This is a genomic window from Rhodobacter capsulatus SB 1003, from assembly GCF_000021865.1.
In the GTDB taxonomy this organism is placed as follows: Bacteria; Pseudomonadota; Alphaproteobacteria; order Rhodobacterales; family Rhodobacteraceae; genus Rhodobacter; species Rhodobacter capsulatus_B.
Window position 1 is genome coordinate 322,883 of record NC_014034.1, and the last position, 16,416, is coordinate 339,298.

12 protein-coding genes and 1 tRNA gene are annotated in these 16,416 nt (G+C 62.5%); all 13 read left to right on the plus strand.

The window, feature by feature from the left end; all coding sequences use genetic code 11:
* Positions 1-24 precede the first annotated feature (24 nt).
* Positions 25-100 (plus strand) — tRNA-Trp (locus RCAP_RS01465).
* A 131-nt stretch (positions 101-231) separates the two neighbouring features.
* A complete protein-coding gene (gene secE, locus RCAP_RS01470) occupies positions 232-414 on the plus strand; it encodes a preprotein translocase subunit SecE (RefSeq protein ID WP_013066032.1) in 183 nt (60 codons plus the stop codon).
* A 174-nt stretch (positions 415-588) separates the two neighbouring features.
* Positions 589-1,128, plus strand: a complete 540-nt coding sequence (gene nusG, locus RCAP_RS01475) for a transcription termination/antitermination protein NusG (protein WP_013066033.1) — start codon at positions 589-591, stop codon at positions 1,126-1,128.
* 81 nt (positions 1,129-1,209) lie between these two features.
* On the plus strand, positions 1,210-1,662 hold the full coding sequence (gene rplK / locus RCAP_RS01480; RefSeq protein ID WP_013066034.1) for a 50S ribosomal protein L11: 453 nt from the start codon (positions 1,210-1,212) through the stop codon (positions 1,660-1,662).
* A gap of 3 nt (positions 1,663-1,665) precedes the next feature.
* Complete coding sequence (rplA, locus tag RCAP_RS01485) at positions 1,666-2,364, plus strand: 50S ribosomal protein L1 (protein WP_013066035.1); 699 nt, start codon at positions 1,666-1,668, stop codon at positions 2,362-2,364.
* Positions 2,365-2,586: 222 nt separating this feature from the next.
* Positions 2,587-3,102: a 50S ribosomal protein L10 gene (rplJ, locus tag RCAP_RS01490; protein WP_013066036.1), complete on the plus strand. Its 516-nt coding sequence runs from the start codon at positions 2,587-2,589 to the stop codon at positions 3,100-3,102.
* A 68-nt stretch (positions 3,103-3,170) separates the two neighbouring features.
* Positions 3,171-3,545, plus strand: a complete 375-nt coding sequence (gene rplL / locus RCAP_RS01495) for a 50S ribosomal protein L7/L12 (RefSeq protein WP_013066037.1) — start codon at positions 3,171-3,173, stop codon at positions 3,543-3,545.
* A 237-nt stretch (positions 3,546-3,782) separates the two neighbouring features.
* Complete coding sequence (gene rpoB, locus RCAP_RS01500) at positions 3,783-7,922, plus strand: DNA-directed RNA polymerase subunit beta (protein WP_013066038.1); 4,140 nt, start codon at positions 3,783-3,785, stop codon at positions 7,920-7,922.
* 50 nt (positions 7,923-7,972) lie between these two features.
* Positions 7,973-12,211 carry a DNA-directed RNA polymerase subunit beta' gene (gene rpoC, locus RCAP_RS01505; RefSeq protein ID WP_013066039.1) on the plus strand — a complete coding sequence of 1,413 codons (4,239 nt, stop codon included), beginning with the start codon at positions 7,973-7,975 and terminating at the stop codon, positions 12,209-12,211.
* 113 nt (positions 12,212-12,324) lie between these two features.
* A complete protein-coding gene (locus tag RCAP_RS01510) occupies positions 12,325-13,149 on the plus strand; it encodes a glycosyltransferase (RefSeq protein WP_013066040.1) in 825 nt (274 codons plus the stop codon).
* A 270-nt stretch (positions 13,150-13,419) separates the two neighbouring features.
* Complete coding sequence (gene rpsL, locus RCAP_RS01515) at positions 13,420-13,791, plus strand: 30S ribosomal protein S12 (RefSeq protein ID WP_010399029.1); 372 nt, start codon at positions 13,420-13,422, stop codon at positions 13,789-13,791.
* 12 nt (positions 13,792-13,803) lie between these two features.
* Positions 13,804-14,274, plus strand: a complete 471-nt coding sequence (gene rpsG, locus RCAP_RS01520; protein WP_013066041.1) for a 30S ribosomal protein S7 — start codon at positions 13,804-13,806, stop codon at positions 14,272-14,274.
* A 9-nt stretch (positions 14,275-14,283) separates the two neighbouring features.
* Entirely contained in the window at positions 14,284-16,410 is a 2,127-nt protein-coding gene (gene fusA / locus RCAP_RS01525; RefSeq protein WP_013066042.1) for an elongation factor G, read from the plus strand.
* The last annotated feature ends 6 nt before the right edge of the window (positions 16,411-16,416 follow it).

Below are 16,416 nucleotides of genomic sequence, written 5' to 3' on the forward strand. Positions count from 1 at the left end.
GATATGTAGTGACGCGGCAGGCACAGGAGTTTAGCTCAGTTGGTAGAGCATCGGTCTCCAAAACCGAGGGTCGTGGGTTCGAGTCCCCCAACTCCTGCCATCCTTCACTTGCTGAAATCGGATCACGCCGCAGGCTGCGGGTTCGTTTCGGTGTCGGGCGGAACCGCGCAACGCGCTTGAATTCTGCCGCATCTGCGCGTATCCCGGCGCCGTCGCATGAGAGGAAGCAGCATGGCAAACCCGATCCAGTTCCTGAGCCAGGTGCGCTCGGAAGTTGGCAAGATCACCTGGCCGACCCGGCGCGAGGTCGTTTTGACCACCGTCATGGTGCTGACCATGGCGATGGTGGCGGCGATCTTCTTTTCCCTCGTGGATTGGGTGATCAACCTCGGGATCAAGGCAATGTTCATCTGAGGCCATCGAAGCCCTTGAAATACGGGGCGGGCAAGGCTAAACGGGCACGACACTCAAGAACCGGCGTGCATCGATTCGAATGATGCGCGCCGTTCTTTGTTGAGTGAGCAACGGCAAGACCGTTGATCAGACAAAATTTTCGGCGCTCGCCGCCGGGGGGAAAGAGGCAGGTTGATGGCGAAGCGGTGGTATTCGGTTTCCGTTCTCTCGAACTTCGAGAAGAAGGTGGCCGAGCAGATCAAACAGGCCGTGATCGACAAGGGCCTGGGGGACGAGATCGAGGAAGTTCTGGTTCCCACCGAAGAAGTGATCGAGATCCGCCGCGGCAAGAAGGTCACGTCGGAGCGGCGTTTCATGCCCGGCTACGTGCTGGTGCGCATGGACATGACCGACCGCGGCTATCACGCGATCACCTCGATCAACCGCGTCACCGGCTTCCTGGGTCCGCAGGGCAAGCCGACGCCGATGCGGGACAGCGAGGTGAACACGATCCTGAACCGTCAGGGCCCGACCGGCGAAGTCGTCGCGCCGCGCAACCTGATTCGCTTCGAGATCGGCGAGAATGTTTCCGTGACCGACGGCCCGTTCGAGGGCTTCTCGGGCATGGTCGAGGAAGTGGACGACGCCGCGGGCCGCCTCAAGGTCACGGTGTCGATCTTTGGTCGGCCGACGCCGGTCGAGCTGGAATTCACTCAGGTGTCGAAAACCGCCTGAGGGGATGCGTGGGAGGCGGGCGACCGCCTGACCACTAAACTTCGCCCCATGGTGGGGCGGCAGTGAAAAGGAGAGGGCCACATGGCCAAGAAAGTCATCGGGCAGCTGAAGCTGCAAGTGAAGGCGGGGAAAGCCACTCCCTCCCCGCCGATCGGTCCGGCGCTGGGTCAGCGCGGGATCAACATCATGGAATTCTGCAAGGCGTTCAACGCCCGCACGCAGGAACTGGAGCCGGAATCGCCGGTTCCGTGCATCATCACCTATTACGCCGACAAGAGCTTCACCTTTGAAACGAAGACCGCTCCGGCTTCGTTCATGCTGAAGAAAGCGGCCGGCCTGAAGCCGGTGGGCAAGCGCAACCGTCCGAAAGGGTCGGTCAAGCCGGGCCATGTCGTCGCGGGCACCGTGACCGCCGCGCAGGTGAAGGCGATTGCCGAAGCCAAGATGAAAGACCTGAACGCCAACGACATTCAGGGCGCCATCAACATCATCCTCGGCTCGGCGAAGTCCGTCGGCATCGACGTGAAGGGGTAAGCCATGGCCAAGATCGGTAAACGTTCGGCCGCTGCGCGGACCGCTTTCGAAGGCAAGGCCAACCTTTCGGTTGAAGAGGCCGTCAAGCTGATCAAGTCGGCGGCTTCGGCCAAGTTCGACGAAACGCTTGAAATCGCGATGAACCTGGGCGTCGACCCGCGTCACGCCGACCAGATGGTCCGCGGCGTGGTGCAGCTGCCGCACGGCACGGGCAAGACCGTCCGCGTCGCCGTTTTCGCGCGCGGCGCCAAGGCTGACGAGGCGAAAGCCGCCGGGGCCGACATCGTCGGTGCGGAAGACCTGATGGAAACCATCCAGCAGGGCAAGATCGATTTCGATCGCTGCATCGCCACCCCGGACATGATGCCGCTCGTCGGCCGTCTGGGGAAAATCCTCGGGCCGCGCAACCTGATGCCGAACCCGAAAGTCGGCACCGTGACGATGGACGTGAAAACGGCGATCGAAGCGGCCAAGGGCGGCGAAGTGCAGTTCAAGGTCGAAAAGGCCGGCGTGATCCACGGCGGCATCGGCAAGGTCTCGTTCGCCGAGGACAAGCTGGCGGACAACGTCCGTGCCTTTGTCGACGCGGTGTCGAAAGCCAAACCGGCGGGCGCCAAGGGCACCTATCTGAAAAAGGTGTCGCTGTCCTCGACCATGGGTCCGGGCGTGACGGTCGATCTGACCTCGGCCGCGGCCCGCTGAGAATTTGCCGGGAAACCGGCGAATGACGGGGCTTGCAAAAGCCCCGTCCTGTCCGAGACGGAGGGTGGGGGTCTCCCCCGTAAGTCCTTCCCGAGATGGGGAACGAGAATTTCCGGGGCTGCTGCCTCGGGCGATCTCTCGGGAACCGATCGGACCCGACCTGCGGGCATGCGCCCGTAGGAAACAGAGCCGGGGGGAAACCCCCACACTTGGAGTGTAACCGTGGATAGAGCCCAAAAAGAGAAAGTGGTCGAGGAACTCGGCCAGATCTTCGAAAGCTCTGGCGTCGTGGTGGTTGCCCGCTACGAAGGCATGACGGTTGCTCAGATGCAGGACCTGCGCGCGAAAATGCGTGACGTGGGTGGGTCCGTGCGCGTTGCCAAGAACACGCTCGCCAAGATCGCCCTGGAAGGCAAGCCCTGCGAAAGCATGGCCAAACTTCTGACGGGGATGACCGTTCTTGCCTATTCCGAGGACCCGGTGGCTGCGGCCAAGGTCGCGGAAGCCTATGCCAAGACGAACGACAAGTTCGACATTCTTGGCGGGGCCATGGGCAAGGACGCTCTGGACAAGGCCGGTGTCAAAGCCGTCGCCGCCATGCCGTCGCGCGAAGAGCTCATCGCTCAGATCGCGTCGTGCATCGGGGCGCCTGCTTCGAACATCGCCGGTGCCATTGGCGCGCCTGCTTCGAACATCGCGGGCATCCTCAAGACTCTTGAGGAGCGGGAAGCCGCCTGACGCAACATCTTGCCTTCGTCGGGAGACCTCGACGTCGGATCAACCCTATATCAGAATGGAACGGAAAAATGGCCGATCTTAAAGCCCTTGCCGAGCAAATCGTCAACCTGACGCTGCTGCAGGCCCAAGAACTGAAAACCATCCTCAAGGACGAGTATGGCATCGAACCGGCCGCCGGTGGCGCCGTCGTCATGGCTGGCCCGGCTGCTGGCCCGGCTGAAGCCGCGGAAGAAAAAACCGAGTTCGACGTCGTCCTCGTCGACGCCGGTGCGAACAAGATCAACGTGATCAAAGAAGTCCGCGCCATCACCGGCCTGGGCCTGAAAGAAGCCAAAGACCTCGTCGAGGCCGGCGGCAAAGTCAAAGAAGCTGCGGCGAAAGCCGAAGCCGAAGACATCAAGAAAAAGCTCGAAGCGGCTGGCGCCAAGGTCGAGCTCAAGTAATCGGGCAGGGTGCTGTTGCATCCGACCAGATGACTTCAGGCTGGGTTCGGGGTTTCCCCGAGCCCAGCCATGCCCGTCTCGGCAAGGGGTTTTGCGAAACCCTTTCCCAAGGCAGGGTCGGTTCGGGAGCCTTCCGGTGGGACGGAAGGCAGGTATGGAACCGCCTCCCATTCGCAAGCGGCGTGCATCGGGCCCCGACGATGCACACCCGCGAAGAGACGAAAGGTCACGACGAGCATGGCTCAAGCTTACGTTGGTCAGAAGCGTATCCGCCGCTACTACGGCAAAATCCGCGAAGTTCTGGAAATGCCGAACCTCATCGAGGTTCAGAAGGCCTCCTACGACCTGTTCCTGCGCTCGGGCGATGCCGATCGGCCGCTGGACGGCGAGGGCATTCAGGGCGTCTTCCAGTCGGTCTTCCCGATCAAGGACTTCAATGACAACGCGATCCTCGAATTCGTGAAATACGAGCTCGAAAAGCCGAAATACGACGTCGACGAATGCATGAGCCGCGACCTGACCTATTCGGCGCCGCTCAAGGTGACGCTGCGTCTGATCGTGTTCGATGTCGATGAAACCACCGGGGCGCGGTCGGTCAAGGACATCAAGGAACAGGACGTCTACATGGGCGACATGCCCCTGATGACGCCGAACGGGACCTTCATCGTCAACGGCACCGAACGCGTGATCGTGTCGCAGATGCACCGCTCGCCCGGTGTGTTCTTCGACCATGACCGCGGCAAGACCCATTCCTCGGGCAAGCTTCTGTTCGCCTGCCGGATCATTCCCTATCGCGGCTCGTGGCTGGATTTCGAATTCGACGCCAAGGATCTGGTGTTCGCGCGCATCGACCGTCGCCGCAAGCTGCCGGTGACGACGCTGCTTTATGCGCTCGGCCTCGATCAGGAAGGCATCATGGATGCCTATTACAACACCGTCACCTTCCGCGCCGAGGGCAAACGCGGCTGGGTGTCGAAATTCTTCCCCGAGCGGGTGCGCGGCACCCGTCCGACCTATGACCTGATCGACGCCGCTTCGGGCGAAGTGATCCTGAAGGCGGGCGAAAAGGTCACGCCGCGGATGGTGAAGAAATGGCTTGATGAAGCCAAGGTGACCGAACTGCTCTTGCCGTTCGACCACATCCTCGGCCGCTACTGCGCCAAGGACATCATCAACGAGCGCACCGGCTACATCTACATCGAAGCGGGCGACGAGCTGACGGCGGAATACGACCGTGACGGCCAACTGGTCGGCGGTTCGGTGAAGACGCTTCTGGACAACGGCATCACCGAGATCCCCTGTCTCGACATCGACAACATCAACGTCGGCCCCTACATCCGCAACACGATGGCGGCGGACAAGAACATGGGCCGCGACGGCGCGCTGATGGACATCTACCGCGTCATGCGTCCGGGGGAACCGCCGACCGTCGAAGCCGCAAGCTCGATGTTCGACACGCTTTTCTTCGATTCGGAACGCTATGACCTCTCGGCCGTGGGCCGGGTGAAGATGAACATGCGTCTGGATCTGGATGCGCCGGACACCCAGCGCACCCTGCGCCGCGCCGACATCATCGCCTGCATCAAGGGTCTGGTGGAGCTGCGCGACGGCAAGGGCGAGATCGACGACATCGACCACCTCGGCAACCGCCGCGTGCGCTCGGTCGGCGAGCTGATGGAAAACCAGTATCGCGTCGGCCTTCTGCGCATGGAACGGGCGATCAAGGAACGCATGTCCTCGGTCGAGATCGACACGGTGATGCCGCAGGACCTGATCAACGCGAAACCGGCCGCGGCCGCGGTGCGCGAATTCTTCGGCTCCTCGCAGCTGTCGCTGTTCATGGACCAGACCAACCCGCTGTCGGAAGTCACGCACAAGCGGCGTCTTTCGGCGCTCGGGCCGGGCGGTCTGACCCGCGAACGCGCGGGCTTCGAAGTGCGCGACGTTCACCCGACCCACTACGGCCGGATGTGCCCCATTGAGACGCCCGAAGGTCAGAACATCGGTCTGATCAACTCGTTGGCCACTTTCGCGCGCGTCAACAAATACGGCTTCATCGAGACCCCCTATCGCAAGGTCCACGATGGCCAGGTGACCGACGAAGTCGTCTACATGTCGGCCACCGAAGAGATGCGCCACACGATCGCGCAGGCGAACGCCACGCTCGACGAGAACGGCAAGTTCGTGAACGATCTGGTCTCGACCCGTCAGGCCGGCGAATTCATGCTCAACCCGGTGGAAGCCGTGGACCTGATCGACGTGTCGCCGAAACAGCTGGTTTCGGTCGCCGCGGCGCTGATCCCCTTCCTTGAAAACGACGACGCCAACCGCGCCCTCATGGGTTCGAACATGCAACGTCAGGCGGTTCCGCTTCTGCGCAACGAGGCGCCGTTCGTCGGCACCGGCATGGAAGCCACGGTGGCGCGCGATTCGGGGGCCGCGATCATGGCCCGCCGCGGCGGGATCGTGGATCAGGTCGATGCGAGCCGGATCGTTATCCGCGCCAATGAAGACATCGGCATGGGCGACGCGGGCGTCGACATCTATCGTCTGCGCAAGTTCAAACGCTCGAACCAGTCCTCGACGATCAACCAGCGTCCGATCGTCAAGGTGGGCGACATCGTTGCCAAGGGTCAGGTCGTGGCCGACGGTCCCTCGACCGATCAGGGCGAACTGGCGCTGGGGCGCAACGTGGTCGTCGCCTTCATGCCCTGGAACGGCTACAACTACGAAGACTCCATCCTGATTTCGGAACGCATCCACCGCGATGACGTGTTCACCTCGATCCATATCGAGGAATACGAAGTGGCGGCGCGCGACACGAAACTCGGGCCGGAGGAGATCACCCGCGATATCCCGAACGTCGGCGAGGAAGCGCTGCGCAACCTCGACGAGGCGGGCATCGTCTATATCGGCGCCGAAGTCGGTCCGGGCGATATCCTTGTGGGCAAGATCACGCCGAAGGGCGAAAGCCCGATGACGCCGGAAGAAAAACTTCTGCGCGCCATCTTCGGTGAAAAGGCCTCGGACGTGCGGGATACCTCGCTGCGTCTGCCGCCGGGCGCCTATGGCACGATCGTCGAAGTCCGCGTCTTCAACCGTCATGGTGTGGACAAGGACGAGCGCGCGCTGCAGATCGAGCGTGAGGAGATCGAACGTCTCGCCCGCGACCGCGACGACGAGATGGCGATTCTGGAACGCAACATCTATGCGCGTCTGAAAACGCTGATCCTTGGCAAGGTGACGGTCAAAGGGCCGAAGAACACCTCGATCAAGGCCGGGTCGGAAATCACCGAAGAGCTGCTGGCGTCGCTGTCGCGTGGCCAGTGGTGGCAGCTGGCGCTGGAAAACGAAGCCGATGCCAAGGAAGTGGAAGCGCTGAACGACCAGTTCGACGCGCAGAAACGCGCCCTTGAGCACCGCTTCGACGACAAGGTGGAGAAAGTCCGTCAGGGCGACGATCTGCCCCCCGGCGTGATGAAGATGGTCAAGGTCTTCGTCGCGGTGAAGCGCAAGCTGCAAGCGGGCGACAAGATGGCCGGTCGTCACGGCAACAAGGGTGTGGTCTCGAAAGTCGTTCCGATCGAAGACATGCCCTTCCTGGCCGATGGCACCCCGGTCGACCTCGTTCTGAACCCGCTCGGCGTGCCGTCGCGGATGAACGTCGGGCAGATCCTGGAAACCCACATGGGCTGGGCCAGCCGTGGTCTCGGTATCCGGATCGACGAGGCGCTGAAAGCCTATCGTCGCACCGGCGACCTGACCCCGGTGCGCGAGGAAATGCGCCACGGCTATGGCGACGAGACCTACGAGGACGTCTTCGCCGAGATGGAGAACGAGCGGTTCATCGAATGCGCCGAACATGTGCGCGGCGGTGTGCCGATCGCCACCCCGGTCTTTGACGGGGCCAAGGAAGCCGATGTGAACGATGCGCTGATCCGCGCGGGCTTCAACAAGTCGGGCCAATCGATCGTCTTCGACGGCCGCACCGGCGATCAATTCGCCCGTCCGGTCACCGTGGGCGTGAAGTACTTCCTCAAGCTGCACCACCTTGTCGATGACAAGATGCACGCCCGTTCGACCGGGCCGTATTCGCTCGTCACCCAGCAACCGCTGGGCGGCAAGGCGCAGTTCGGCGGTCAGCGTCTGGGGGAGATGGAGGTCTGGGCTCTGGAAGCTTACGGCGCCGCCTATACCCTGCAGGAGATGCTGACGGTGAAGTCGGACGACGTCGCGGGCCGGACCAAGGTCTACGAGAGCATCGTCAAGGGCGAGGACAACTTCGAGGCCGGCGTGCCGGAATCGTTCAACGTGCTCGTCAAGGAAGTGCGGGGCCTCGGCCTCAACATGGAACTCCTGGATTCGGAGGAAGAGTGAGCGCGAAAGCGCTCACCACCCCCCTCTGACCTCACGCAAGGAAAGATCTGATGAACCAGGAAATCACCAACAACAACCCGTTCAACCCGCTGGCGCAGCCGAAGGCCTTTGACGAGATCAAGATCTCGCTTGCGAGCCCTGAACGGATCCTCTCGTGGTCCTATGGCGAGATCAAGAAGCCCGAGACGATCAACTACCGGACCTTCAAGCCCGAGCGCGACGGCCTGTTCTGCGCCCGCATCTTCGGGCCGATCAAGGACTACGAATGCCTCTGCGGCAAATACAAGCGGATGAAATATCGCGGCGTCGTCTGCGAGAAATGCGGCGTTGAAGTCACGCTGCAAAAGGTCCGTCGCGAGCGCATGGGCCATATCGAGCTGGCCTCGCCCGTCGCCCACATCTGGTTCCTGAAATCGCTGCCCTCGCGCATCGGCCTGATGCTCGACATGACGCTGCGGGATCTGGAACGCATTCTGTATTTCGAAAACTACGTCGTGATCGAACCCGGTCTGACGGAGCTCTCCTATGGTCAGCTCTTGACCGAGGACGAATATCTGGATGCGCAGGACCAGTTCGGCGCCGACGCCTTCACCGCGAATATCGGGGCGGAAGCGATCCGCGAGATGCTCTCGGCGATCGACCTTGAGGCGACCGCGGAACAGCTGCGCGAAGAGCTGAAGGAAGCCACTGGGGAACTCAAGCCGAAGAAGATCATCAAGCGGCTGAAGATCGTCGAAAGCTTCCTCGAATCGAAGAACCGTCCCGAGTGGATGATCCTGACGGTGCTGCCGGTCATCCCGCCGGAACTGCGCCCGCTGGTGCCGCTCGATGGTGGCCGCTTCGCGACCTCGGACCTCAACGACCTCTATCGTCGCGTGATCAACCGCAACAACCGTCTGAAACGGCTGATCGAACTGCGTGCGCCCGATATCATCGTGCGCAACGAAAAGCGGATGCTGCAGGAAGCCGTTGACGCTCTGTTCGACAACGGCCGTCGCGGTCGCGTGATCACCGGCACCAACAAGCGGCCGCTGAAATCGCTGTCCGACATGCTCAAGGGCAAGCAGGGCCGGTTCCGTCAGAACTTGCTCGGCAAGCGCGTCGACTTCTCGGGCCGGTCGGTCATCGTGACCGGGCCGGAACTTAAGCTGCATCAATGCGGCCTGCCGAAGAAGATGGCGCTCGAGCTGTTCAAGCCCTTCATCTACTCGCGCCTTGAAGCCAAGGGCCTGTCGAGCACGGTGAAACAGGCGAAGAAACTGGTCGAGAAAGAGCGTCCCGAGGTCTGGGATATCCTCGACGAGGTGATCCGCGAGCATCCGGTGCTGCTGAACCGCGCGCCGACGCTGCACCGTCTGGGGATTCAGGCGTTCGAGCCGACGCTGATCGAAGGCAAGGCGATCCAGCTGCACCCGCTCGTCTGCTCGGCTTTCAACGCCGACTTCGACGGCGACCAGATGGCCGTTCACGTGCCGCTGTCGCTGGAAGCGCAGCTTGAGGCGCGCGTTCTGATGATGTCGACGAACAACGTGCTGTCGCCCGCGAACGGCAGCCCGATCATCGTTCCGTCGCAGGACATGATCCTTGGCCTTTACTACACCACGATGGAACGCAAGGGCATGGTCGGCGAAGGCATGGTCTTCGCCTCGGTCGAGGAGGTCGAGCATGCGCTGACCTCGGGCGCCGTGCACCTGCATGCCAAGGTGAAGGCCCGCGTCAAGCAGATCGACGAGGAAGGCAACGAGGTCTGGAAGCGCTACGACACCACCCCGGGCCGGATCCGGCTGGGCGCGCTGCTGCCGCTGAACGCCAAGGCGCCCTTCGATCTGGTGAACCGCCCGCTGCGGAAGAAGGACGTGCAGAACGTCATCGACACCGTCTACCGCTACTGCGGTCAGAAGGAATCGGTGATCTTCTGTGACCAGATCATGGGTCTGGGTTTCCGCGAAGCCTTCAAGGCCGGGATTTCCTTCGGCAAGGACGACATGCTCATTCCGGAACGGAAATGGGAAATCGTCGATGCCGTGCGCGATCAGGTCAAGGAATTCGAACAGCAATACATGGACGGTCTGATCACCCAGGGTGAGAAGTACAACAAGGTCGTCGATGCCTGGTCGAAATGCTCGGATGCCGTCGCGGCCGAGATGATGAAGGAAATTTCCGCCGTGCGCGTCGATGATGCGGGCGCCGAGAAAGAGCCGAACTCGGTCTACATGATGTCCCACTCCGGGGCGCGGGGGTCGCCCGCGCAGATGAAGCAGCTGGGGGGGATGCGCGGTCTGATGGCCAAGCCGTCGGGCGAGATCATCGAGACGCCGATCATCTCGAACTTCAAGGAAGGTCTGACCGTTCTTGAATACTTCAACTCGACCCACGGCGCCCGCAAGGGTCTGGCCGATACCGCGCTCAAGACGGCGAACTCGGGCTATCTGACCCGTCGTCTGGTGGACGTGGCACAGGACTGCATCGTGCGCTCGCATGATTGCGGCACCGAACGCGCGATCACCGCTTCGGCGGCCGTGAACGACGGCGAAGTCGTCGCGCCGCTGTCGGAACGGGTGCTGGGCCGCGTGGCGGCCGATGACGTTCTGGTTCCGGGCACCGACGAGGTGCTGGTGCGCAAGAACGAGCTGATCGACGAGCGCAAGGCCGACCTGATCGAGCAGAACGCGATCCAGTCGATCCGCATCCGCTCGGCGCTGACCTGCGAGGCCGAAGAGGGCGTTTGCGCGCTCTGCTACGGTCGCGACCTGGCGCGCGGCACGCTGGTGAACCAGGGCGAAGCGGTGGGCATCATCGCGGCGCAGTCGATCGGCGAACCGGGCACGCAGCTGACGATGCGGACCTTCCACATCGGCGGCATCGCGCAGGGCGGTCAGCAATCGTTCCTTGAGGCGAGCCAAGAGGGCAAGATCGAGTTCCGCAACGCCAACCTGCTGATCAACGACGCGGGCGAGCAGATCGTCATGGGCCGCAACATGCAGCTGGCGATCGTCTCGGAACAGGGCGAGGAACGGGCGAGCCACAAGCTGTCCTACGGCTCGAAGATCTTCGTCAAGGATGGCGACGCGGTCAAACGCGGCACCAAACTGTTCGAATGGGACCCCTACACCCTGCCGATCATCGCCGAAAAGGCCGGTGTGGCGAAATTTGTCGACCTGATCTCGGGCATTGCGGTGCGCGAAGAGACCGACGAAGCCACCGGCATGACGCAGAAGATCGTGACCGACTGGCGCTCGGCGCCGAAGGGCAACGATCTGAAGCCGGAGATCATCATCGTCAATGCCGATGGCGAGCCGGTGCGCAACGATGCGGGCAACCCGGTGACCTATCCGATGTCGGTCGACGCGATTCTGTCGATCGAAGACGGGCAGGACGTGAAGGCCGGGGACGTGGTGGCGCGGATCCCGCGCGAAGGCGCCAAGACCAAGGACATCACCGGGGGTCTTCCCCGCGTGGCGGAACTGTTCGAAGCCCGTCGCCCGAAAGATCACGCGATCATCGCCGAACTGGATGGCTATGTGCGCTTCGGCAAGGACTACAAGAACAAGCGCCGCATCACCATCGAACCGTCGCAGGACGGGCTGGAGCCGGTCGAATACATGGTGCCGAAAGGCAAGCACATCCCGGTGCAGGAAGGCGACTTCGTGCAGAAGGGCGACTACATCATGGACGGCAACCCGGCGCCGCATGACATCTTGCGCATCATGGGGATCGAGGCCTTGGCCGAGTATCTCATCGACGAGGTGCAGGACGTCTACCGGCTGCAGGGCGTGAAGATCAACGACAAGCACATCGAGGTGATCGTGCGGCAGATGCTGCAGAAGATCGAGATCCTCGACAGCGGCGACACCACGCTTCTCAAGGGCGAGCATATCGACAAGTCGGAGTTCGACGAGGAGAATGCGAAGGTCGAAGCCCGCGGCGGCCGTGCCGCGACGGGCGAGCCGGTGCTGCTCGGGATCACCAAGGCGTCCCTGCAGACGCGGTCGTTCATCTCGGCGGCCTCGTTCCAGGAAACGACGCGGGTGCTGACCGAAGCCTCGGTGCAGGGCAAGCGCGACAAGCTTGTCGGCCTGAAGGAAAACGTGATCGTCGGCCGTCTGATCCCGGCGGGCACGGGTGGCGCCACCACCCGCGTGCGCAAGATCGCGGCCGAACGCGACAGCAAGGTGATCGAAGCCCGTCGCGCCGAGGCCATCGATGCCGCGGCTCTGGCGGCGCCGATCGACACCGCCTATGGCGACGACGATTTCGGCCCGGTGGAAACCCCGGAAAGCCGCGATTGATCGCCTGATCCGAACAAAGCCCCCGCGCAGTCCGCTGCGCGGGGGTTTTCTTTTGCCTTGACCCCTGCGGACGAAGCGGAAATCCTGCCCCCGTCAGAACGGGAGCCAGTGTCTTGTCGGAAGATTTTCGCAACCAGATCGTCGGGTTGATCCGCTTTTCCTTTGTCACCACCGGCGATTTCTACCCCGGCTTCGACAGTGTCGAGGACATGAAGGCCTTCCTGTTCGACGAAGCCCGGCTGGAACGCCGGTTCCGCCTGTTCGAGGGGATCTGCCTGCCCACGCTGAAGGCGCAGACCGACCCGGACTTCACTTGCATCTTTCTGGTGGCGCGGGATTTTCCGAAGCCATGGCGCAGGCGGCTCGACAAGCTGCTTGAGGGGCTGCCCTTCGTGCAGATCGTCGAAAAGCCGCCGATGAATCATTATCAGGGCATCCGCGAGGCCTTTGCCGAAGTGCCGAGCGCGGGGTTCACCCACCGCACCAGCTTCCGGCTGGATGACGACGATGCGGTGAACCTGACTTTCATCGCCACGCTGCGGGGCCTGGCGGCCAAGGTTCATGCGATTCCCGACAAGGACGAGCCGATCGGCATTTCCTTCAATCGCGGGCTTTATCTGACCTATTCGAAAAAGGGCACAAGCTATCAGCGCGCGGTCGAACGCACGCCCTTGTCGATCGGCACGGCGCTGCTGGCGCCGGTGAGTTTCGCGGGCAACATCTATGCCTACAACCACCGCGCCCTGGGGCAGGTGCACAATACCTGGATGGATCAGCAGGATATCGTCTATCTGCGGACGCTGCACCGGGACAACAAGTCGAATCCGCATTTCTCCGGCAGCATGGAGCCGGTCGAGCCGAAACGGGCGGCGGTGCTGCTGCGCCAGAAATTCGGCTTCGATTTTGACACGATCGAGAAGCTGATGGCGGGCACCTGAGGCGGTCATCGGAGACGGGGCAGGGCTCCGCGGTTGACAAGGCGGGCGCAACCCCCTATAGCCCCGCCATCCTGCGGACAGACCTGCCCGCCGGTGTTCGATCTTCAGTGGTGATGGTCCGGGTCCCATAGCCCGCTCCTCTGGATATCGCCCGTTCGGCAGCCTTCGGGTGGCCCGGACGGTTTTGGCGTTTCGCGATGGGCGCGGAATGTCGTCGAGAAGTGGCGCACCCGCAGGGGTGCGAGTATTGACAGCAGAACGGGGAACCGAATGCCGACGATCCAGCAGCTGATCCGCAAGCCGCGGCAGCCCAAGGTGCAGCGCAGCAAGTCGCAGCACCTTCAGTCGTGCCCGCAAAAGCGGGGCGTGTGCACGCGCGTGTACACCACGACGCCGAAGAAACCGAACTCCGCTATGCGTAAGGTGGCCAAGGTCCGCCTGACGAATGGCTTCGAGGTCATCTCCTACATCCCGGGCGAAAAGCACAACCTGCAAGAGCACTCCGTCGTGCTCATCCGCGGCGGCCGGGTGAAAGACCTTCCGGGTGTCCGTTACCACATCCTGCGCGGTGTGCTGGATACCCAAGGCGTCAAAGACCGTCGCCAGCGTCGTTCGAAATACGGCGCCAAGCGTCCGAAATAAGGAGATCACCAGATGTCTCGTCGTCACGCAGCTGAAAAGCGCGAAGTGCTGCCCGACGCCAAATATGGCGATCGCGTGCTGACCAAATTCATGAACAACCTGATGATCGACGGCAAGAAGTCGGTCGCGGAACGGATCGTCTATTCGGCGCTCGAGCGCGTCGAAGGCCGCGTCAAGCGCGCCCCCGTGGAAGTGTTCCACGAGGCGCTCGACAACGTGAAGCCCTCGGTCGAGGTCCGGTCGCGTCGCGTCGGCGGTGCCACCTACCAGGTCCCGGTCGAAGTGCGTCCGTCGCGCCGCGAGGCGCTGGCGATCCGCTGGCTGATCAACGCCGCCAAGAACCGCAACGAGAACACCATGGAAGAGCGCCTCGCGGGCGAGCTGCTCGACGCCATGAACTCGCGCGGTTCGGCGGTGAAGAAACGCGAAGACACCCACAAGATGGCCGACGCGAACAAAGCGTTCAGCCATTACCGCTGGTAAGGGGTCATCATGGCACGCGAATATCCGCTTGAGCGGTACCGCAACTTCGGGATCATTGCCCACATCGACGCGGGCAAGACCACGACGTCGGAACGCATCCTTTACTACACCGGCAAGTCGCACAAGATCGGCGAGGTCCATGACGGGGCCGCGACGATGGACTGGATGGAACAGGAACAGGAACGCGGGATCACCATCACCTCGGCGGCGACCACCACGTTCTGGAACCGCCAGATCGATCCCTCGGCCGGCGTGGGCGACAAGTCGACGAAGTTCCGCTTCAACATCATCGACACCCCCGGCCACGTCGACTTCACCATCGAAGTCGAACGTTCGCTCGCGGTGCTTGACGGCGCGGTGGTTCTGCTCGACGGCAACGCCGGCGTGGAACCGCAGACCGAAACCGTGTGGCGTCAGGCTGACCGCTACAAGGTTCCACGGATCGTGTTCGTCAACAAGATGGACAAGACCGGCGCCGATTTCTTCAACTGCGTCCGCATGATCAAGGACCGGACTGGCGCCAATGCCATGCCGATCGTCCTGCCGATCGGGTCGGAAGACAAGCTTGAAGGCATCATCGATCTCGTGACCATGGAAGAATGGGTCTACGAGGGCGAAGACCTTGGCGCCTCGTGGAAACGCCAGCCGATCCGTGCGGAACTGAAGGACGAAGCCGAAGAATGGCGTCTGAACCTTCTGGAAACCGCCGTCGGTCAGGACGATGACGCGATGGAAGCCTATCTCGAGGGCAACGAGCCCGACGAGGAAACGCTGCGCAAGCTGATCCGCAAGGGCACGCTGGCCATCGACTTCATCCCGGTTCTGGCCGGGTCGTCGTTCAAGAACAAGGGCGTGCAGCCGCTTCTGAACGCCGTGGTCGACTATCTGCCCTCGCCCCTCGACGTGCCGCCCTACATGGGCTTCGCGCCGGGCGACGAGACCGAGACGCGCAACATCGCCCGTTCGGCCGATGACGAGCAGCCCTTCTCGGGTCTGGCGTTCAAGATCATGAACGACCCCTTCGTGGGCTCGCTGACCTTCACCCGGATCTATTCGGGCAAGCTGGCCAAGGGCGATGCGATGATGAACGCGACCAAGCAGCGCCGCGAGCGCGTTGGCCGCATGATGATGATGCATGCCATCGAACGCGAGGAAATCACCGAAGCGTTCGCGGGCGACATCATCGCGCTTGGCGGTCTGAAAGAGACCACCACCGGGGACACGCTCTGCGATCCCTCGGCGCCGGTCGTTCTGGAAACCATGACCTTCCCGGTCCCGGTGATCGAGATCGCGGTGGAACCGAAGACCAAGGCCGACCAGGAAAAGATGGGCATCGCGCTGGCCCGTCTGGCGGCCGAGGACCCGTCCTTCCGCGTCGAAACCGATGTCGAATCGGGGCAGACGATCATGAAGGGCATGGGCGAACTTCACCTCGACATCCTCGTCGACCGCATGCGTCGCGAGTTCAAGGTCGAGGCGAACATCGGTGCGCCGCAGGTGGCTTACCGCGAAACGATCTCGCGCGAGCATGAAATCGACTACACGCACAAGAAACAGACCGGGGGCACCGGCCAGTTCGCGCGCGTCAAGCTCGTCATCTCGCCGACCGAACCGGGCGAAGGCTATTCGTTCGAATCGAAGATCGTCGGTGGTGCGGTGCCGAAGGAATACATCCCCGGCGTCGAAAAAGGCATCAAGTCGGTGATGGACTCCGGTCCGCTCGCGGGCTTCCCGGTGATCGACTTCAAGGTGGCGCTGATCGACGGTGCCTTCCACGACGTCGACTCCTCGGTGCTGGCCTTCGAAATCGCCTCGCGTGCCGCCATGCGCGAAGGCCTGAAAAAGGCCGGCGCGAAGCTGCTCGAGCCGATCATGAAAGTCGAAGTGGTGACCCCGGAGGAATATACCGGCGGCGTCATCGGCGACCTGACCTCGCGTCGGGGCATGATCAACGGCCAGGACAGCCGCGGCAACGCGAACGTGATCAACGCGATGGTCCCGCTGGCGAACATGTTCGGCTACATCAACACGCTGCGCTCGATGTCCTCGGGCCGCGCCGTGTTCTCGATGGAGTTCGACCATTACGACACCGTGCCGGACAACATCTCGGCCGAGATCCAGAAGAAACACGCCTGATGCGAC

What these genes read in the sequence shown, in the direction of transcription:
- fusA (WP_013066042.1), top strand. Translation starts at nt 14,284, where the DNA reads ATGGCACGCGAATATCCGCTTGAGCGGTACCGCAACTTCGGGATCATT.
- rplA (WP_013066035.1), top strand. Translation starts at nt 1,666, where the DNA reads ATGGCCAAGATCGGTAAACGTTCGGCCGCTGCGCGGACCGCTTTCGAA.
- secE (WP_013066032.1), top strand. Translation starts at nt 232, where the DNA reads ATGGCAAACCCGATCCAGTTCCTGAGCCAGGTGCGCTCGGAAGTTGGC.
- rpoC (WP_013066039.1), top strand. Translation starts at nt 7,973, where the DNA reads ATGAACCAGGAAATCACCAACAACAACCCGTTCAACCCGCTGGCGCAG.
- rpsL (WP_010399029.1), top strand. Translation starts at nt 13,420, where the DNA reads ATGCCGACGATCCAGCAGCTGATCCGCAAGCCGCGGCAGCCCAAGGTG.
- rpsG (WP_013066041.1), top strand. Translation starts at nt 13,804, where the DNA reads ATGTCTCGTCGTCACGCAGCTGAAAAGCGCGAAGTGCTGCCCGACGCC.
- rplL (WP_013066037.1), top strand. Translation starts at nt 3,171, where the DNA reads ATGGCCGATCTTAAAGCCCTTGCCGAGCAAATCGTCAACCTGACGCTG.
- rplK (WP_013066034.1), top strand. Translation starts at nt 1,210, where the DNA reads ATGGCCAAGAAAGTCATCGGGCAGCTGAAGCTGCAAGTGAAGGCGGGG.
- rpoB (WP_013066038.1), top strand. Translation starts at nt 3,783, where the DNA reads ATGGCTCAAGCTTACGTTGGTCAGAAGCGTATCCGCCGCTACTACGGC.
- nusG (WP_013066033.1), top strand. Translation starts at nt 589, where the DNA reads ATGGCGAAGCGGTGGTATTCGGTTTCCGTTCTCTCGAACTTCGAGAAG.